This is a genomic window from Rhizobium sp. Root482 (assembly GCF_001426565.1).
GTDB lineage: Bacteria > Pseudomonadota > Alphaproteobacteria > Rhizobiales > Rhizobiaceae > Pararhizobium.
On the sequence record NZ_LMFA01000012.1, the window covers coordinates 467,964 to 486,451 of the forward strand.

Annotated in this window: 22 protein-coding genes; 7 read left to right on the plus strand and 15 right to left on the minus strand. The window is 61.7% G+C overall.

Annotated features, from left to right (window positions below):
• The first annotated feature begins 6 nt into the window (after positions 1-6).
• Positions 7-405 (plus strand): hypothetical protein, encoded by a 399-nt coding sequence (locus ASD31_RS10245; RefSeq protein WP_056332447.1) that lies wholly within the window; start codon positions 7-9, stop codon positions 403-405.
• 12 nt (positions 406-417) lie between these two features.
• On the opposite strand, the gene ASD31_RS10250 is transcribed toward ASD31_RS10245, so the two are convergent.
• The 3 genes from ASD31_RS10250 to ASD31_RS10260 all read right to left on the minus strand — a co-directional run bounded on the left by ASD31_RS10250 (position 418) and on the right by ASD31_RS10260 (position 2,590).
• Entirely contained in the window at positions 418-1,482 is a 1,065-nt protein-coding gene (locus tag ASD31_RS10250; protein WP_056332449.1) for a putative zinc-binding metallopeptidase, read from the minus strand.
• A 195-nt stretch (positions 1,483-1,677) separates the two neighbouring features.
• Positions 1,678-1,869 (minus strand): CsbD family protein, encoded by a 192-nt coding sequence (locus ASD31_RS10255; protein ID WP_056332450.1) that lies wholly within the window; start codon positions 1,867-1,869, stop codon positions 1,678-1,680.
• 118 nt (positions 1,870-1,987) lie between these two features.
• Complete coding sequence (locus ASD31_RS10260; protein ID WP_156392581.1) at positions 1,988-2,590, minus strand: YqgE/AlgH family protein; 603 nt, start codon at positions 2,588-2,590, stop codon at positions 1,988-1,990.
• A gap of 240 nt (positions 2,591-2,830) precedes the next feature.
• Here ASD31_RS10260 and ASD31_RS10265 point away from each other — a divergent pair, with 240 nt between their 5' ends.
• From ASD31_RS10265 to ASD31_RS10275, 3 genes are all read left to right on the plus strand, one after another.
• Entirely contained in the window at positions 2,831-3,601 is a 771-nt protein-coding gene (locus ASD31_RS10265) for a protein-disulfide reductase DsbD domain-containing protein (protein ID WP_244483806.1), read from the plus strand.
• Positions 3,602-3,703: 102 nt separating this feature from the next.
• Positions 3,704-4,189: a peroxiredoxin gene (locus ASD31_RS10270; RefSeq protein WP_056332454.1), complete on the plus strand. Its 486-nt coding sequence runs from the start codon at positions 3,704-3,706 to the stop codon at positions 4,187-4,189.
• A gap of 27 nt (positions 4,190-4,216) precedes the next feature.
• Positions 4,217-4,621, plus strand: a complete 405-nt coding sequence (locus ASD31_RS10275; RefSeq protein ID WP_056332455.1) for a VOC family protein — start codon at positions 4,217-4,219, stop codon at positions 4,619-4,621.
• 27 nt (positions 4,622-4,648) lie between these two features.
• Here the strand turns inward: ASD31_RS10275 and rnhA are convergent, their stop codons facing one another.
• The 12 genes from rnhA to coxB form a co-directional block, all read right to left on the minus strand.
• Positions 4,649-5,092 carry a ribonuclease HI gene (gene rnhA, locus ASD31_RS10280; protein ID WP_056332456.1) on the minus strand — a complete coding sequence of 148 codons (444 nt, stop codon included), beginning with the start codon at positions 5,090-5,092 and terminating at the stop codon, positions 4,649-4,651.
• Complete coding sequence (locus ASD31_RS10285; protein WP_056332457.1) at positions 5,089-6,069, minus strand: homoserine kinase; 981 nt, start codon at positions 6,067-6,069, stop codon at positions 5,089-5,091. The genes rnhA and ASD31_RS10285 overlap by 4 nt, the downstream gene beginning before the upstream one ends.
• Before the next feature lie 177 nt (positions 6,070-6,246).
• A complete protein-coding gene (gene ispH / locus ASD31_RS10290; RefSeq protein ID WP_056332458.1) occupies positions 6,247-7,257 on the minus strand; it encodes a 4-hydroxy-3-methylbut-2-enyl diphosphate reductase in 1,011 nt (336 codons plus the stop codon).
• A 3-nt stretch (positions 7,258-7,260) separates the two neighbouring features.
• Positions 7,261-7,626 carry a DUF1304 domain-containing protein gene (locus ASD31_RS10295; RefSeq protein WP_056332460.1) on the minus strand — a complete coding sequence of 122 codons (366 nt, stop codon included), beginning with the start codon at positions 7,624-7,626 and terminating at the stop codon, positions 7,261-7,263.
• 31 nt (positions 7,627-7,657) lie between these two features.
• Entirely contained in the window at positions 7,658-8,368 is a 711-nt protein-coding gene (locus ASD31_RS10300; protein WP_244483807.1) for an SURF1 family protein, read from the minus strand.
• A gap of 28 nt (positions 8,369-8,396) precedes the next feature.
• Positions 8,397-8,780 carry a DUF983 domain-containing protein gene (locus ASD31_RS10305; protein WP_056332468.1) on the minus strand — a complete coding sequence of 128 codons (384 nt, stop codon included), beginning with the start codon at positions 8,778-8,780 and terminating at the stop codon, positions 8,397-8,399.
• Positions 8,781-8,928: 148 nt separating this feature from the next.
• Positions 8,929-9,807, minus strand: a complete 879-nt coding sequence (locus tag ASD31_RS10310) for a cytochrome c oxidase subunit 3 (RefSeq protein WP_056332470.1) — start codon at positions 9,805-9,807, stop codon at positions 8,929-8,931.
• Between the two features lie 63 nt (positions 9,808-9,870).
• The gene (locus ASD31_RS10315; RefSeq protein WP_056332471.1) at positions 9,871-10,494 is read right to left on the minus strand and encodes a cytochrome c oxidase assembly protein; all 624 of its coding nucleotides are present in this window, start codon (positions 10,492-10,494) and stop codon (positions 9,871-9,873) included.
• A 12-nt stretch (positions 10,495-10,506) separates the two neighbouring features.
• Positions 10,507-10,647 (minus strand): hypothetical protein, encoded by a 141-nt coding sequence (locus ASD31_RS26330; protein WP_056332475.1) that lies wholly within the window; start codon positions 10,645-10,647, stop codon positions 10,507-10,509.
• Positions 10,647-11,603 carry a heme o synthase gene (locus ASD31_RS10325; RefSeq protein ID WP_056332477.1) on the minus strand — a complete coding sequence of 319 codons (957 nt, stop codon included), beginning with the start codon at positions 11,601-11,603 and terminating at the stop codon, positions 10,647-10,649. The genes ASD31_RS26330 and ASD31_RS10325 overlap by 1 nt, the downstream gene beginning before the upstream one ends.
• A gap of 217 nt (positions 11,604-11,820) precedes the next feature.
• Entirely contained in the window at positions 11,821-13,515 is a 1,695-nt protein-coding gene (gene ctaD, locus ASD31_RS10330; protein ID WP_056332480.1) for a cytochrome c oxidase subunit I, read from the minus strand.
• Between the two features lie 19 nt (positions 13,516-13,534).
• On the minus strand, positions 13,535-14,419 hold the full coding sequence (coxB, locus tag ASD31_RS10335) for a cytochrome c oxidase subunit II (RefSeq protein ID WP_056332482.1): 885 nt from the start codon (positions 14,417-14,419) through the stop codon (positions 13,535-13,537).
• A 414-nt stretch (positions 14,420-14,833) separates the two neighbouring features.
• On the opposite strand from coxB, the gene ASD31_RS10340 reads away from it, so the two are divergent.
• The 3 genes from ASD31_RS10340 (at position 14,834) to ASD31_RS10350 (ending at position 18,384) form a co-directional block, all read left to right on the plus strand.
• Entirely contained in the window at positions 14,834-15,391 is a 558-nt protein-coding gene (locus ASD31_RS10340; RefSeq protein ID WP_056332484.1) for an invasion associated locus B family protein, read from the plus strand.
• Positions 15,392-15,673: 282 nt separating this feature from the next.
• Complete coding sequence (gene tldD / locus ASD31_RS10345) at positions 15,674-17,089, plus strand: metalloprotease TldD (protein ID WP_056332486.1); 1,416 nt, start codon at positions 15,674-15,676, stop codon at positions 17,087-17,089.
• 398 nt (positions 17,090-17,487) lie between these two features.
• Positions 17,488-18,384, plus strand: a complete 897-nt coding sequence (locus ASD31_RS10350) for a hypothetical protein (protein ID WP_056332487.1) — start codon at positions 17,488-17,490, stop codon at positions 18,382-18,384.
• The last annotated feature ends 104 nt before the right edge of the window (positions 18,385-18,488 follow it).

The following is an 18,488-nucleotide window of genomic DNA, read 5'->3' on the forward strand; positions in this document are numbered from 1 at the left end:
GGCCCGATGATATCATATAAACCGATATTTATTGATCCCGCGTTTGAATGCAGCCGTTCGGATATGGTCGATTTGGTGTGGAAGAAGGGTAGGCTCGATGCCTATTTTCTTGTCCCGGACGATGCCCACCGCCTGCGAGTGAGCTTTGACCAAACGGAAACATTTCGCGTGATGGACGAGATGCCGTTGAGTACGGAGGAGCCGCATTTTGACGATGAAGGGCTTATATCGGACCATTTTTCGTACACGGTTGAAAATACCGCTTTTTGGAACATGCAATCGGAAGCTTTCATAGCGTGCAAGCCAAGGATGAAGCACTACCGCTTCATAACAGGCCGGACATGCCTGGACGTCCTGTCCGATCACGAGCCATTATTCAAAATGGTGGCTATTGAGTCTCCGTAGACTTGCCAACTATCATCCATTCCCTCCCCGCCTTATCAACCCGTTGACGAACTCCAGTTTCCGGATCACCGGAGGTGGCAGGACGAAGGGGTAGCTGTCGCGCTGGCCCATCGAGCGTTGGACGGCGTTGAGCGCGACGCTGAGCGGCACCCAGGCATCCACGAGCATCTGGGCATTGTCGGCGCGATAGGGATCGACATCGATCTCCACCGCCATCTCGTGGTGATGGCGCGGATCGGTGGACAGGCCGAAGGACCGGGCTGTGTCGAGCGTATCGACGATATGTGAGAAATGGGCCCAGCATTCGGCAAAATCCTCCGAAGGGTGGCTGCTGGCATAGACGCTGATATAGTTTTCCTGCCAGCCGGGTGGCGGCCCCTGCTGGTAATTGCGCTGCAGCGCTTCGTTGTAATCGGCTCTTTCATCGCCGAACAGCGCGCGCGCCGCGTTCAACGTCTCGTCGTCGCGCACGAGCTGGCTCCAATAGAAGTGGCCGATCTCGTGGCGGAAATGGCCAAGCAGGGTGCGGTAGGGCTCGTTCATCGACACGCGCACGCTTTCGCGTGTCGCATCATTGGCCTCGGCGGCACGCAGGCTGATCAGCCCGTCCTGATGGCCGGTCATGGCTGGCACGAGATTGCCGTTGGCATCGACCTCGTCGGCCAGAAAATCGAAGACCAGCCCGCCTTGCGGATCGACGTCGCGGCCCGGTCGCGGCAGGTTCCAGCGCAGCAGCGAGTAGAACAGGTGCCGCTGCGCCTGGCCGATCTTCTGCCAGCGCGACAAGCCCTCGGGATCGGTGACCGGCACGATCCGGTTATGGCGGCAGGCCTGGCAATAGGGATGATCGTCATCAGACGAGACCAGCCAGTTGCAGACATCGGTCAGTGCATTGGCACAGAAGCGTACAGTGGTCTTCGGGTCGGAGACGAGCGCCCAGAGATCCCCGCCAGCCGGAGCGAGTGCTTCCATTGCCATGGTCTTAGGCAGGAAGCCGAGCAGCGATCCGCAATTGACGCAGTTGCGATTGTCGAAATGAATGCGATTGCCGCAATGGGCGCACGAATAAAGCTTCATGAAATTCTCGCCTGATGATTCCGCCGAGCGGCTGCATGAAAATACAAGCTGGACCGGCGCGACAGAAAAATGCCCGCCGGCACAAGGCACAGCGGGCATCGGCGCTAGTATCTTCCATCCAGTTGAACCCGTCAGGACAGTCGATCTGCGCACGCTTTAGCCACGACCGGCGTCTTGCCGGCGCGGCAAGCCGGATTAAAGCCGATCGACGGCGCCCTTTACGGCATCCTTGGCATCGCCGGTGGCCTTCTGCACCTTGCCCTTGACTTCCTGGCCCTTGCCTTCGGCCTGCAGTCTCTCATTGTCGGTGGCTGAGCCTGCAGCCTGCTTGGCCTTGCCGGCCATCTGGTTGGCGACGCCGGAAATCTTGTCGGAAGTGCTACCCATTTCGGTCTCCTAGAAAGGTGGTAGACATGGTAAACTGTTCATGTCCTTGCCACCGGAAAACGGCGGGCAGTTCAAATTGTTCCGTTGAAAAGAAAGGGTCGTCGCGGAATTTAACCGGTCAGGCGTGGCCGGCATCGACGGACAGCATGGCGGGCGCAACGCCCATCAATGCGAGCGCGCGATCATATTTATCGCCGAGACCGCGGTCGAAGATCAGCTCTTCGTTTGCCGGGCAGTTCAGCCAGCCATTGCTGGCGATTTCGCTCTCGAGCTGCCCTGCCCCCCAGCCGGCGTAGCCGAGCATCATCATCGCCTTTTCCGGCCCCTCGCCGCGCGAAATGGCGCGCACGATGTCAAGCGTCGCCGTCAGGCAGATATCGTCGCTGACCGGTATGCTGGATTCGCTTAGATAGTCGTCGGAATGGAGAACGAAGCCGCGACCGGTCTCGACCGGGCCGCCGGTCTGGATCTGGAAATCGCGGGTCACACCCGGCAGCCGGATCGCCTGAGCCTGGTCGATGATCTGCAGATGCAGCAGCACATCCGGGAAGGTGAGTTGCTGGGGGCGATTGAGCACGAAGCCCATGGCGCCATCCTGCGAATGGGCGCAGACGAAGATCACAGTGCGGGCAAAATTGCTGTCGAACATGCCCGGCATGGCGATCAGGAACTGGCCGTCGAGCACGCCGCGTTCACGTTTCTTCTGGAAATCTGCCATCATGGTCTTAGCCTATCAATTCGGGGTCAAATGAAAAGCGTTGCCACATCGCCGCCTTGACCGGCAAACCCCGCCGGCCTCGCCTGCCGCCGCCATCAAGCAAAAATGATCTTGAGGTGAAGGCAGGCGCCTTTCAAACATGCCGCGAAACCGCTAAGCCTCTGCGCCATGAAAACTCGTCGTCCTGTAAAGAATGTGACGCATTTGGCAGCGCTGGCAAGCCTTGCTGCATATTTTTTTATCATGCCCGGTGCCGAGGCCGCCCAGAGCGAATGGCTGCGTTCGGAAGGCGGCGATGTCCGGATCGTTGCCGACAGCGCCGGAGACGATGGAACGATCCCCGCCATTCTCGACATCAGGCTGAAGCCGGGCTGGAAAACCTATTGGCTGGAACCGGGCGCCAGCGGTATTACCCCGCAGGTGACGGTGGATGCGGGGGCCGGCATTTCGCTTTCAGGCCTGCGCTTTCCACCACCCCGGACATTCGACGACGGCGTGGTGCGCTATACGGGCTACGACCAATCCGTGGCCTTCCCTCTGGCTTTGAAACGCGAGAAACCGGGCGACCTCATGCTTGAGGCATCGGTCTTTCTCGGCATCTGCAAGGATATCTGCATTCCGGTCCAGGGCAAGCTGACACTGGCCTTGCCGCAGAACGGCGTGGAGAACCCGCTAGATGGGGCGAGGATAAAGGCCGCCATCGCCGCCCTGCCGGAAAAGCCGTCCGACGACTTCAAGCTGGCGTCCGCCTCTTTCGATCCCGCAGCGAAGCGCCTGCGCGTCGCGCTTACCGTGCCTGCGAATGCCGGCGGAGCGACGCCGGACCTGTTCCTTGCCGGTCCGCCCGGCTATGGTTTCGGCAAGCCGGAAAAGATCACCAATGTCGATGGCCAGGTGACGGCCGAGGTGCCGGTGCGCGTCTCGTCCAAGGGCGGCGCCTTGAAGAGCGGTGCGGTGCTTCTTCTGGCCCGTATAGGCGGGCGCAGCATGGAAACCCCGCTTGCCTTTGACTGAGGCAAAACTATATTCCCATCAGTCCCGGCAGAGCCTTGCGCTGCCGCCTTCCCGAAAATCAGGGCTAAAAGCCCGTGGCCAGAAGCCCAAGGAGAGAACCCCGTGACCATTTCCGTCGGAGACAAGCTGCCTGCCGCGACCTTCAAGGAAAAGACCGCCGACGGCCCGGTCGAAATCACCACCGAACAGCTGTTTTCGGGCAAGAAGGTCGTTCTCTTCGCCGTTCCCGGCGCCTTCACGCCGACCTGTTCGCTCAACCACCTGCCGGGCTACCTTGAAAACCGCGATGCCATCCTTGCGCGCGGCATCGACGATATCGCCGTGGTCGCCGTCAACGACCTGCATGTGATGGGTGCCTGGGCGACCGCATCCGGTGGCATGGGCAAGATCCATTTCCTGTCGGACTGGAACGCCGCCTTCACCAAGGCACTCGGCATGGACATCGACCTATCCGCCGGCACGCTTGGCCTGCGCTCGAAGCGCTATTCGATGCTGGTCGAGGACGGCGTGGTGAAAAGCCTCAATGTCGAGGAAAGCCCGGGACAGGCGACCGTTTCAGGCGCCGCCGCCATGCTGGAGCAGATCTAAACCCGTGACTGGATAGGCTCAAGCGAGATGAAGCAGAACCTGGCACTGATCGCGCTTGTCGTTCGCGACTATGACGAAGCGATCGCCTTCTATGTCGGAAAGCTCGGCTTCGTCCTTGTCGAAGACAGCTACCAGCCGGAACAGGACAAGCGCTGGGTTGTCGTCAGGCCTCCGGGAGAGCCCGGCGGCACCGGCATTCTCCTGGCGCGCGCGTCATCGCCGCTGCAGGAGAATTTCATTGGCAACCAGGCCGGTGGCCGGGTCTTCCTGTTCCTGCAGACCGATGATTTCTGGCGGGACCATGCGGTAATGGTAGACGCGGGCATCCATTTCGTCCGCGAACCGAAGCAGGCGGATTACGGCACAGTTGCGGTATTCGAGGACCTCTACGGCAATCTCTGGGATCTCGTTCAGTTCAGCGACAGCCGCTGAGAACGGAGCCGGCTGCGGCGGCGCGGCTTACCGCTTCTTCTTGAAGGGCTCCATGCCTTTGCGTGCCAGTTCGTCGGCCCGCTCGTTCTCCGGATGGCCGGCATGGCCCTTGACCCAGTGCCAGGTGACCTTGTGGCGCTGGTTGGCGAGATCAAGCGCCTGCCAGAGTTCGCCGTTCTTCACCGGCTTCTTGTCTGCCGTCTTCCAGCCGTTCCGCTTCCAGCCATGGATCCACTTGCCGATGCCGTCCATGACATATTTCGAATCGGTGTGCAGATCGACCTCGCAAGCGCTCTTGAGGCTGTCGAGCGCCGTGATCGCCGCCAGAAGCTCCATGCGATTGTTGGTCGTGTCCGGCTCGCCGCCGCAAAGGTCCTTCTCGATGTCGCCGTAGCGCAGCACCGCGCCCCAGCCGCCCGGGCCCGGATTTCCAGAGCAGGCGCCGTCCGTGTAGATATCGACGTGTTTCATGCGGGCAGTGTCTCTTCAGTCAGGCCATATTCGGCGGCGGTTGCGACGGAACGGTGGAATTGCAGTTTCTTCAGATATTCGAGCGGGTCCTTCTTCACCACCAGCGCCCCTTCCGGCGTCATCAGCCAGTCATAGAGCCTCGTCAGGAAGAAGCGCAGCGCCGATCCGCGGGCCAGCAGCGGCAGCGCCTTTACCTCCCCCGCCGTCAGCGGGCGCAGGCTCTGATAGCCTTCGAGGAGCGCCATGCTCTTGGTGACGTTGAAGGCGCCGTCCTTCTCGAAGCACCAGGCATTGAGGCAGATGGAGACATCATAGGCGAGCAGGTCGTTGCAGGCGAAATAGAAGTCGATCAGGCCCGAAAGCCCATCGCCGAGGAAAAACACATTGTCGGGAAAGAGATCGGCGTGGATGACGCCTTCCGGCAGGTTTTTCGGCCAGTTCGCCTCGAGGAGATCGAGTTCGCCGGCGATTTCGTCTTTGAGACCCGGCTGGACCTCGTCGGCTCGCTCGCGCGAATTGTTCCACAGCGGCCGCCAGCCCGTGACAGAGAGCGCATTGGGGCGGCGGATGGCAAAGTCGCCGCCTGCCAGATGCATCGCCGCCAGCGCGCGGCCGACCTCGCGGCAGTGATGAGCCTCCGGCTTCCTCAGCCACATGCCTTCGAGGAAGGAAATGACGGCAGCTGGCCGGCCGGACAATTGGCCGAGCAGCTCGCCATCGGCGCGCGGCAGGGGCAGCGGGCAGGAAAGCCCCTTTTCGGCGAGATGATGCATCAGCCCCAGGAAGAACGGCAGGTCGTCGCGCTCCACCCGCTTTTCATAGAGCGTCAGGATATAGGAGCCCTTGGTGGTATGGAGCAGGAAATTGGTATTTTCGACGCCCTCGGCAATGCCCTTGTAGGAGGTGAGCGTGCCGACGTCATAGGCCGCCAGGAACCGGGCAAGGTCGTCTTCCGTGATGTCGGTGTAAACTGCCACGTCTGTTTCTCTAGGTTCGCATTGATGGAGGGTCTTTGGATCCTCGGGTCAAGCCCGAGGATGACGGAGGCGGGAGGTTCGAGATCAGGATATTATATAGCTGATAGTATGCGACGGCCTCCAAGGTCGTCATCCTCGGGCTTGACCCGAGGATCCATGCCGCCAGCACCCCAATCTCTAGTCTCCCTTAACGAAGGCCATGTCCGACGTCGTCAGCGGCACGTGGCGGAGTTCGCGGTTGACTAGGAAATTTTCGGTTTCCTCGACCGTGTCGGCCAGCTCGACCACGGCGCCGTAACGCACTCGAAACGCCTCTATGATCTCGTTGACGATGACCTCCGGCGCGGATGCCCCGGCAGACAGGCCCACCGTAGAGACATCGGCGAAATCATCCCAGTCGATTTCCGAGGCGCGTTGGACAAGCACCGATTTTTTCGCACCGGCGCGTAAGGCAACCTCTACCAGCCGCTTGGAATTGGACGAATTCGGCGCACCGACGATAATGAAATGATCGCAGCCGGGTGCCGCCTGCTTGACCGCTTCCTGGCGGTTGGTGGTGGCATAGCAGATCGAGTCGGCGGCAGGCGCCGTCAGGTTCGGGAAGCGTTCGTGCAGGCGTTTGATGACGCCGGCCGTGTCATCGACGGACAGCGTCGTCTGGGTGACGAAACCGAGATTGTCCGGGTCCGGCGGCATATAGATATCCGCGTCTTCCACCGTTTCGACCAGCGAGACCGCGCCTTCGGGCAATTGCCCCATCGTGCCGATGACCTCGGGATGGCCGGCATGGCCGATCAGCACCACATGACGACCGAGGCGCTGGTGGCGCATGGCCTGCTTGTGAACCTTGGAGACCAGCGGGCATGTGGCGTCGAGATAGAAGAGATTGCGGCTGTCGGCATCGGCCGGAACGGATTTCGGCACGCCATGGGCGGAAAAGACCACAGGCTGCTTGCGGTGCTCTGCCGGGATTTCATCCAGTTCTTCGACGAAGATCGCGCCCTTGGCCTCGAGCCCCTCGACCACGTAGCGATTATGGACGATCTCGTGGCGGACATAGACCGGGGCGCCGAATTCCTTCAGCGCCAGCACGACGATCTGGATCGCCCGATCGACGCCGGCGCAGAAGCCGCGCGGGCCGCACAGGCGGATGGTGATCGGGGACTTTTCGCTGAAAGAGATGGTCATTTGTCAGGATGCCAGAAACAGGAACAGGAGCGCCAGGAGTGCCGGCCCGCCCTGCACCACAAGAATGCGCGGGCTGACAGACCACGCGCCATATATAGCGGCAACGACCACGCACACAAGGAAGAAGAGCTTCAACTGGACGCCAAGGTCAGGCGGAGAAGCGATGAGCGACCAGAAAAGCCCGGCGGAGAGGAAGCCATTATAGAGCCCCTGATTGCCGGCCAGCACCTTCGTCGCATCGGCCTGTTGCTGCGACATGCGAAAGACCCGGCGCCCCAGCGGCCCCGTCCATAAAAACATTTCAAGCACGAGGAAGCCGAGATGCAGCAGCGCGGTCAGGGCGATCAGGATATTTGCGGTAAGAGCCATTCGAACGTTTCCCCCAGTTGATCGCCGAAACCTATGTCCTGCGCCGCAGGATGAACATTCCGCCCACGCCGACCAGGGCCGCGGCCAGGCCGTACCAGGTCACCGCATATTGAAGATGGTTGTTGGGCAGGTCGAACTGGGTGACGCCGCCGATCGGCAGTCCGCCGGGATTGGGCGTCGCGTCCGCATCCATGAAGAAAGGCACGAGCTGGTCAGGATCGAGACCGGCGCTTTGCGCCATGACGTCGAGATCCTTCCAGTAGAAGATGTTCTTGGCGACATCATTGTCCGGCACGACCCAGGAGGGCTTTTCGGCAAGTTTTGCCCGGGCAAGACCGGTTACCACCTGCTCGCCGGTCAATTGCCCCTGTTTGCGCATTTCCGGTTCCTTGCGCTCGAAGGGCACGAAACCGCGATTGACGAGAAGGAAGCGCCCATCAGCCAGCTGCAGCGGCGTATAGACATAGTAGCCGGTGCGGCCCTGGTAGGTTGCGAAGAAATGGCGCTCTTTGTCATTGAGGAAAGTGCCGGTCACGCGCAGGCTGCGGTAGTCGACATCCTCGCCGGCACCCGCCATGGCCTCGACCGCCGCCAGTTCGGCCGGCGGCGCGGTGCGGCGCTCCGAGATCGAAGCGAGCAGGCTTTCCTTCCAGTGCAGCCGCTGCACCTGCCAGGTGCCGAGCGCCAGGAGCACGGCCAGGGCCACCAGAAAAACCACGATGCTGGCGATCCGGCCTATCATGCGGCCTCCCCTTCCTGTCGGCATGGTCTCAACCACGGTCGATCTCGCCCGGCCGCGCCGCGTGGCGGAATTGAAGATTGATCAGGATGCCCTTGAGCATGCGCATGAGCGCGAGGCTGAAGACCGTGGCGAGCGGCGCCCACAGGAGGAAATGCAGCCAGAGCGGCGGATTGAGAGTAACCTCCATCCATAGCGCCGCGCCGACGACGACGAAGCCGACGATCAGGATGACGAAGACCACCGGTCCATCGCCGGAATCGGCAAAGGAGAAATCCAGTCCGCAATTGGCGCAGGCCGGCCGGACCGCGAGAAAGCCGTCAAACAGCTTCCCCTCACCGCAGCGCGGGCAAAGCCCCTTCACTCCAGCCTTCACCGGTTCGACCGGCGGAAAATGGGCGCTGTCTTCGTTCATGCCTGCTTCCGCTCCTGTTGTGATCCGGTGCCGTGACGCATCTGTACACCGGCCAGATATCGGGGGGGCGTCCCACACGGGCGCTCCCGCCGACGAAAAAGGCGGGCGTCGATGCGCCCGCCTTTTCTATTTCAATGGCCTTGACCGATCAACCGTGAGCGATCGGTGCGCCCCAGCTGCCCCAGATATAGATCGAGAAGAACAGGAACAGCCAGACCACATCGACGAAGTGCCAGTACCAAGCAGCGGCTTCGAAGCCGAAATGCTGTTTCGGCGTAAAATCGCCCTTCAGGGCCCGCAGCAGGCAGACCAAAAGGAAGATGGTGCCGACCAGCACGTGGAAGCCATGGAAGCCGGTCGCCATGAAGAAGGTGGCACCATAGATGGAATCCTTGAAGGCAAAGGGCGCATGGATATATTCATAGGCCTGCACGAAGGAGAACAGCATGCCGAGCAGGACGGTCAGCGTCAGGCCGTTGATCAGGCCCTTGCGGTCGTTATGCAGCAATGCGTGATGCGCCCAGGTGACCGTGGTGCCGGACAGGAGCAGGATGACGGTGTTATAAAGCGGCAGGTGCCAGGGATCGAGAACCTCGATGCCGACCGGCGGCCATTGCCCACCCGTAAAGGTGTTGCGCGCTGCCTGGATGGCCTCGCCCGGAAACAGGCTGGCATCGAAATAGACCCAGAACCAGGCGACAAAGAACATCACCTCGGAGGCGATGAACATGATCATGCCGTAGCGCAGATGCAGCGACACGACGCGGGTGTGATGCCCCTCATGCGCTTCCTTGATCGTGTCCGCCCACCAGCCGTACATCGTGTAGAGCACGATCGCGAGGCCGCCGAAGAACAGCCAGGGGTTTGCCCAGTCCATCCCGAACAGGCTGAACGAGCCGCCGGAGAGATAGCGCATATAGCCGATGCCGCCAAAGGCCATGACGAACGCGCCGATCGAGGCCAGAAGCGGCCAGGGGCTGGGGTCGATGATGTGGTAGTCGTGGTTTTTCTGGTGCGCATCGGCCATGGCAAATATCCCCGATAAGTCTTTCCTGTCGTCGCCTCCGGCTTAGCCGAAAACGGTGATCTGTCAAAGTTTACTGTCAGTCCCGGCCGGATCGGCGGTCAAGGCCGCCACCGGCTTGGAGGGTTCGTGGGCGTAGAAGGTATAGGACAAGGTGATGGTGCCGATATTCTTCGTCTCGACCGCCTTGACGATTTCCGGATCGATGAAGAACACCACCGGCATCTCCATTTCTTCGCCCGGCTTGAGCGTCGTCTCGGTAAAGCAGAAGCACTCCACCTTGTTGAAATAGGCACCGGCCGCCATCGGCGTGACGTTGAACACCGCCTGTCCGGTGGTCGGCGTGGATGCAAGGTTCTTCGCCTTGAACGCCACCTGCACCGTCTCGCCGATCTTCAACTCGATATCGCGATCCACCGGCTTGAAATCCCACGGCAGGTCGGAGGCCATATTGGCATCGAAGGTCACCTTGATGGTCTTGTCGAGGATGACCTCGGAGGCCTGCTCGACCCGTTTCGTCGTGCCGTTATAGCCGGTTACCCGGCAAAACATGTCGTAGAGCGGAACGGCCGCATAGGACATGCCGACCATGGCAAAGACGAAGGCGACGCAGGAGGCGACGATGACGCCGTTTGCCCGTTCCTTGCCCTGCACCGGCCTCTTCTGCGTTCCCTGGTTCGTTTCCGTCATGACCGCGCGCTCCTATTGGACCATGCCGTTGCTGAACTTGACCAGCGTGACGACATAGAAGGCGACGACGAGGCCGAACAGCACGACACCGAGCGCGATATTGCGACCGCGACGCGATTTCTTCTGGGCGGGCGTGAGCGTGAGGAGTTCCATCAGACGGCCTTTCCGGCAGCGAGCCACAGGGTGGCAACCAGGTGATCGATCATCAGCGCGGAGAAGATCGCGAAGAGATAAAGGATCGAGAAGGCAAAGAGTTTCTTGGCCGGCAGCATCCTGGCGTCGCCCTCAGGCATGCGGTGGACGCCCAGCGAATACCAGATGAAGATGAGGCCGAGCACGGCTGCGAAGACGCCGTAGACGGTGCTGGCAAAGCCGAGTGCCGTCGGCACCACGCCGATGATGGCGGTCAGGACCGCATAGATGACGATCTGGGTCTTTGTGACCGCCTCGCCGCAGACATTCGGCATCATCGGCACGCCGACGGCGCCATAGTCGCGCATCTTGAACAGGGCCAGCGCCCAGAAATGCGGCGGCGTCCACAGGAAGGTGATGAGGAAGAGGACGATGCTCTCGACCGACACGCCGCCGGTAACGGCGGCCCAGCCGATCATCGGCGGAAAGGCGCCGGCAGCGCCGCCGATGACGATGTTCTGCGGCGTCGAGCGCTTCAGCCAGATCGTATAGATGACGGCGTAGAAGAAGATGGTGAAGGCGAGCAGCCCGGCCGACAGCCAGTTGACGACGACGCCGAGGATGCAGACGGAAAAGGCCGACAGCGTCAGGCCGAAGGCGAGCGCCTCCCCAGGCAGGATCTTGCCCGCCGGGATCGGCCGGCTGGCGGTGCGGGTCATCACCGCGTCGATATCGGCGTCGTACCACATATTGAGGGCACCGGAAGCACCGGCGCCGACGGCGATACAGAGAATGGCGATGAAGCCGATGACGGGATGGATATGGCCGGGCGCCATGACCATGCCGGCAAGCGCCGTGAAGACCACCAGCGACATGACGCGCGGCTTCAGGAGCTCAAAGAAATCGCGCGCAGTGGCCTCCGAAAGGCGAACCGCGCCTTCGCTGCCGATTGCTTCGTGATTGTCGATGACCGTCATATCGTGTCCACTCTATCATCCGAAAGGGGCGGCCTGCGGCCTCCCTCTCACTCGTCATCCTCGGGCTTGACCCGAGGATCCATGCCACATCCTCGGGTCAAGCCCGAGGATGACGGAGGGTGGGGTTGCTGGGCGTGCCCAACGAACCTTCTGCTCCGTGGTATCGCGTACCATTTTTCAGGGAGCCGCCGTTTCCGGCGACCCCAGCCTCAAAGTCTTACTTGATACGCGGCAGCTGTTCCCACTGGTGGAACGGCGGCGGCGACGACAGCTGCCATTCCAGCGTATTGGCACCCTCGCCCCACGGATTGTCGCCGGCGATGCGCTTCTTGGAGAAGGCTTCGAAGACGCCGTAGAGGAAGATCAGCACCGCGAAGGCGGACATATAAGAGCCGTAGGACGACACCATGTTCCAGCCGGCATAGGCATCCGGATAGTCGATATAGCGGCGCGGCATGCCGGCAAGTCCGAGGAAATGCTGCGGGAAGAAGATCAGGTTGACGCCGATGAACATCACCCAGAAATGCAGCTTTCCGATAAACTCGTTGTACATGTAGCCGGTCATCTTCGGGAACCAGTAGTACCAGCCGGCGAAGATCGCGAAGACGGCGCCGAGCGACAGCACGTAGTGGAAATGGGCAACCACGTAATAGGTGTCGTGCAGCGAACGGTCGAGGCCGGCATTGGCAAGCTGGACGCCGGTGACGCCGCCGACGGTGAACAGGAAGATGAAGCCGATCGCCCAGATCATCGGCGTGGTGAAGCGGATCGAACCGCCCCACATCGTCGCGATCCAGGAGAAGATCTTCACGCCCGTCGGAACCGCGATGACCATCGTCGCGAAGACGAAGTAACGCTGCGTGTCGAGCGACATGCCGACCGTGTACATGTGGTGCGCCCAGACGATGAAGCCGACGGCGCCGATCGCCACCATGGCGTAGGCCATGCCGAGATAACCGAAGATCGGCTTTCTCGAGAAGGTGGAAACGATATGGCTGACCATGCCGAAGCCGGGCAGGATGAGGATGTAGACTTCCGGGTGACCGAAGAACCAGAACAGGTGCTGGAACAGGATCGGGTCGCCGCCGCCTTCAGGCGCGAAGAAGGCCGTGCCGAAATTGCGGTCGGTCAGCAGCATGGTGATGCCGCCTGCAAGCACCGGCAGCGAGAGCAGAAGCAGGAAGGCGGTGATCAGCACCGACCAAGCGAACAGCGGCATCTTGTGCATGGTCATGCCGGGAGCGCGCATGTTGAGGATGGTGGTGATGAAGTTGATCGCGCCGAGGATCGACGAGGCGCCGGCGATATGCAGGCCAAGAATGACCATGTCCATCGCTGGCCCGGGCTGTCCCGACGTCGAGAATGGCGGATAGATCGTCCATCCACCTCCCGACCCGTAGCCGCCGGCCGGACCTTCGACGAACATCGAAAGCAGCACGAGCAGGAAGGCCGGGATGATCAGCCAGAAGGAGATATTGTTCATGCGCGGGAACGCCATGTCCGGCGCGCCGATCATGATCGGCACCATCCAGTTGGCAAAACCGCCGATCATGGCAGGCATGACCATGAAGAAGATCATGATCAGCGCATGCGCGGTGGTGAACACGTTGAACATGTGCTTGCCGCCGTCGATGGCAGCATCGCCCTCGAAGCCGTAGACCATCTGCGCCAGACCGTGGAAGATCTGGATGCCGGGCTCCTGGAGTTCGGCGCGCATGAACACCGACAAGGTGCCGCCGATGATGCCCGCGAAGATCGCGAAGATCAGGTAGAGCGTACCGATATCCTTGTGGTTGGTCGACAGGAACCAGCGCTGGAAGAAGGACAAGGGCTTGTGGGCATGATCATGGTCATGCCCGTGATCCTGGGCGTGGTCATGAAGGTGATCGTGTTGAGCGGATGTTCCGGCCATGGGTCAATTCCCCCTAGAATTACTGTGCGGCGTTTTCAGCGACGTCGACGGCCTTCGCCGCGCCGTCGATGGAAGCCATGAGCGCCTTGTTCGCGTCGCCCACATTGGTGGCGGCGGCGGCAAGCCAGGTATCGTATTTCTCCTGGCTGACCACGCGGACGGCGATCGGCATATAGGCATGATCCTTGCCGCAAAGCTCGGAACACTGGCCATAATAGAGGCCTTCACGGTCCGCCTTGAACCAGGTTTCGTTGAGGCGGCCGGGAACGGCGTCGATCTTCACGCCGAAGGCCGGCATGGCGTAGGCATGGATCACGTCGGAAGCGGTGACGAGAAGCCGGACGGTCTTGCCGACCGGGACGACGACTTCGTTGTCGACGGCCAGGAGGCGCGGATAGGCGGCCCTGTCGTCCTTGCCGAGCGCTGCGCGATCCTCGTCCTTCAGGAGAAGGCTATCGAAGGACAGCGGGTTTTCGCCGACTTCATATTCATAGGACCAGTACCACTGGTTGCCGGTCGCCTTCAACGTCAGGTCCGGATTCTGCGGCGGCGTCAGCTGCGCGGTCAGAAGCTGGAAGGACGGAATGGCCAGGAAAAGAAGAACGAGCACCGGACCGAGCGTCCAGACGATCTCGATCGCCGTGTTGTGGCTGGTCTTGGAGGGAACCGGGTTCACCTTCTCGCGGAATTTGACCACGATGTAGACCAGAAGGAAGAGAACGAACAGGGTGATCGGTATGATGAACCAGAGCGTATAATGTTCGAACCAGGTAATTTCTTCCATGATTCCGGTGGCAGCCGGCTGAAAATTGGTCTGCCAAGCAACCGGCTGGTCGGCAAAAGCGCTCGAAGCAAAAAGCAGAGAGGCAATCGACGCCAAAACTGCATAAGCTTTGTTTTTCACAATAATATCTCCCTGGCGTTTGATCTACATCAAACCAAAACGCAGAATCCCTGCGATACTGAAGCGCTTCAAACCACAGTTTGACCGACGCCGCAACATCTGAGCCGCGGAGCCCATGCGGCATTTTTGCGCAAACCGGTCTTTTCACACAGGCCGTCCGTCGCGGCGGGCATTTGCGGCAATTGTCCCGGACCCGATCCCACCGTCCCGTCAGTGCCGAGCTATAGCATATCCGTGGCAGCCGGCGCCATCGTGGATGGCTCGCAACAATGGGGAACGCCCTGTTTGCGGCTGCCGGCACCCGCCAAGAGCCCCATTTCCGCCACACCCGGCTGGAATGTACCCCGGCAGGGCTTTTCATTTGCGCGCCCGCGCTTCAAGAATAGCCGACTGATTCTTACGTTTGAGGTTTACATGGGCCTGCCCCTCCTTTCCCGGCTGCCGTTCGCGGCTCTCGGACTTGCTGCCGCTCTCATGTGTCCCACGGCTTTCGCCCAGCAGCAGACCGGAACGCCACAGCCGGGCGCTCAGCAGCCGGGGACCCCGGGCACGGTGAAATCCAACCACGGCGCCTGGTCGATCGTCTGCGACCAGCCGGCAGGTGCTTCCGGCGAGCAATGCGCGCTGATGCAGAACGTCATCGCCGAGGACCGGCCGGAGGTCGGTCTTTCGGTGGTCGTCTTGAAGACCGCCGACCGCAAGGCAAAGATATTGCGCGTGCTGGCGCCGCTCGGCGTGCTGTTGCCCAACGGGCTCGGCCTCAATGTCGATGGCAAGGATATCGGCCGCGCCTATTTCGTGCGCTGCTTCTCCGACGGCTGCTATGCCGAGGTGGTGCTGGAGGAAGAACTGCTCAAGACCTTCCGCAACGGCGCCACCGCGACCTTCATCGTCTTCCAGTCTCCGGAAGAAGGCATCGGCATCCCCGTCGACCTCAAGGGGTTCGGTCCGGGCTATGACGCGCTGCCGTAATTGGTTTTTCTCTTCTCCCCCGTGGGGAGAAGAGCCGGGCCTAGCGAGGCGATGAGGGGCCTTCGGCAAAGCCGGAGTTAAACGGAGGCTGCCTCCCCTCATCCGACGCTTTGCGCCACCTTCTCCCCGCTGGGGAGAAGAGGAAGCAGACGGCTCCCTGCATGTCAGCCGGAACGAGGAGAGTGAGTGACGTTCTCCGCCATAGGCTTATATCTCCGCTTGCCCCTACCTGCACCTGACCCTACATAAGCACCACATTCCCCAGCGTCCGGAGCCGTCGCCATGAACACCGATCTCCTCACATTGTTCGATAGCGACGAGGCCGCCGTGCGTGACGTGCTGGCGCAGTCCCTCTCAGGCGCCGACGACGGCGAGTTGTTCATCGAGCATAGCCAGTCGGAATCGCTGTCCTTTGACAATGGCCGCCTGAAGGGCGGCAGCTTCAACACCGACCAGGGGTTCGGCCTGCGCGCCGTTGCCGGCGAAGCGGTCGGTTATGCCCATGCCGGCGATCTTTCGCTTTCCGCCCTGAAGCGCGCCGCCGATGCCGTTGGCGCCGTTACCCGCGGCTTTTCCGGAACCTATGCGGCGGCGCCGCAGCGCACCAACCGCAAGCTCTATGGCGACGAGAACCCGATCGGCGAGCCGAGTTTCGAGGCAAAGGTCTCGCTGCTGCAGGAGATCGACGCCTATCTGCGCGGCAAGGATGCAAAGGTGCGCCAGGTCTCCGCCTCGATCGCCGCCAGCTGGCAGGTTGTGGACATCCTGCGCGCCGATGGCGAGCGCATGCACGATATCCGGCCGATGACGCGGCTGAACATCTCCGTCGTCGTCGGCGAGGGCGACCGGCAGGAATCCGGCTCCTACGGCGTCGGCGGCCGGCGCGGCTTCGGTGATTTCATCGCCATTGACAATTGGCAAGGCGGTGCCGACGAGGCGCTGCGCCAGGCACTCGTCAATCTCGAAGCCATCGACGCGCCGGCCGGCACCATGGATGTGGTGCTTTCCTCCGGCTGGCCCGGCGTGATGCTGCACGAGGCGGTGGGGCATGGGCTCGAGGGCGATTTCAACCGCAAGAAGACCTCCGCCTTCGCAGGCCTGCTCGGACAGCAAGTCGCCGCCAAGGGCGTCACGGTCGTCGATGACGGCACGATCGAATCGCGGCGCGGATCGCTGACCATCGACGACGAGGGCACGCCGTCTGCCTATAATGTGCTGATCGACGACGGCAAGCTGGTCGGCTACATGCAGGACCGCCAGAACGCCCGGCTGATGGGCATGACGGCAACCGGCAATGGCAGGCGCCAATCCTATGCGCATGTGCCGATGCCGCGCATGACCAATACCTATATGCTGGCCGGAACCCGGACGCCGGACGAGATCATCGCCTCGGTGAAGAAAGGTATCTATGCCGTTTCATTTGGCGGCGGCCAGGTGGATATCACCTCCGGCAAATTCGTCTTCGGCTGCACGGAAGCCTATCTGATCGAAAACGGCAAGATCGGCGCGCCGGTCAAGGGCGCCATGCTGATCGGCAACGGCCCCGACGCGATGCAACGCATCACCATGATCGGCAACGACATGAAGCTCGACACCGGCATGGGCAATTGCGGCAAGGGCGGCCAGTGGGTGCCGGTCGGCGTCGGCCAGCCGCATCTACGCATGAACGACATGACGGTCGGCGGCACCCAGGCCTGACCCATCCGTAAGGCTCGGCGCAATGCCGGCGCGCAAGCCATGAAGGGCTGCGCCGGCTTGCCCGCCTGACAGATCAGGCCGGGCAAGCCCATTACCATTCCGCACTCTGTTGCGCGGTTGCCGCCCTGCCCTTGCGAGCGGCTTCATGCGCGGGTCTCGACCTTTTCCCCTCGCCTTGCCCGATCTCCTCCTCTCAAAAGCGTCGCCGTGCCTCCGGCAGGAGCAACGGAACAAAGATGCCTGATCGGCGTTTCCGCATCAGATCGCATAACTGCTTGAAAACGCGGTCGGTTAAACGCAAGGAGAGAGATTATGGGACGTGGAATTCTGCTCTGGCTGCTGGGGGTTCCGATCCCCATTATCATTCTTCTCGCGCTCTTCTTCCGATAGGTGGCGCGATGACGATACCAGTCTCAACGGCGCCAGCCATCACCACGACGGAAGCTTCCGGTTCCGCCGTCAGCTGGGCGGCCATCATCGCCGGGGCGGTCGCGGCAGCCGCCGCCACGCTTCTCCTCACCCTGCTCGGTTCCGGCTTCGGCCTCACCATGGTTTCACCCTGGTCGAGCGAAGGCGTATCGCTGACGACCTTTGCCGTCTCGACGGCCATCTGGCTGGTGATCGTCCAATGGATCTCGTCGGGTCTCGGCGGATATATGACCGGCCGCCTGCGCACCAAATGGACCGGCGTCCACACCGACGAGGTCTTCTTTCGCGACACGGCCCATGGCGTGCTTGCCTGGGCGCTTGCAACGCTGATCGTCGCCGGCTCGCTCGGCTCGGTGGTTTCCTCCACGATCGGCGCCGGCGCGCAGGCCACGGCAACGATTGCCGCGGGTGCGACAACGGCGGGCGCCGCCGCCGCGACGTCCGACGAGGCCGGCAATGCGACCTCCTATTTCGTCGATTCGCTGCTGCGCCCGGCTGATCCGCGGGCCGCTCCGGCGGCCGCCGAAGCCGGCGACACAGCCGGCGAGGTTTCGCGCATCCTGCTCAACAGCGCCACCAGCGGCGAAATGTCCGAGGCCGATCGCACCTATCTCGGTCAGGTCGTCGCCGCCCGCACCGGCCTGTCGGATGCCGATGCAACGGCGCGTGTCGATGAAGTGCTGAAGAGCATCGAGGATGCCAAGGTTGCAGCCAAGGAGGCAGCCGACACGGCCCGCAAGGCCAGCGCCACATTCGCCCTCCTTGCCGCTCTCTCACTGCTGATCGGCGCTTTCATCGCCGGCGTTGGAGCGGCACTTGGTGGCCGACAGAGAGACGATGTCGACGGCGTCTATATCGTTTCCTGACCGGACAGACAGCAGATAACGCAGGAGGCGGATCGCAACAGCGGTCCGCCTTTTCCCTGTCCGCACACACGGCTGCGATTCAACCCGCGTTAAGCAGCCGTGGA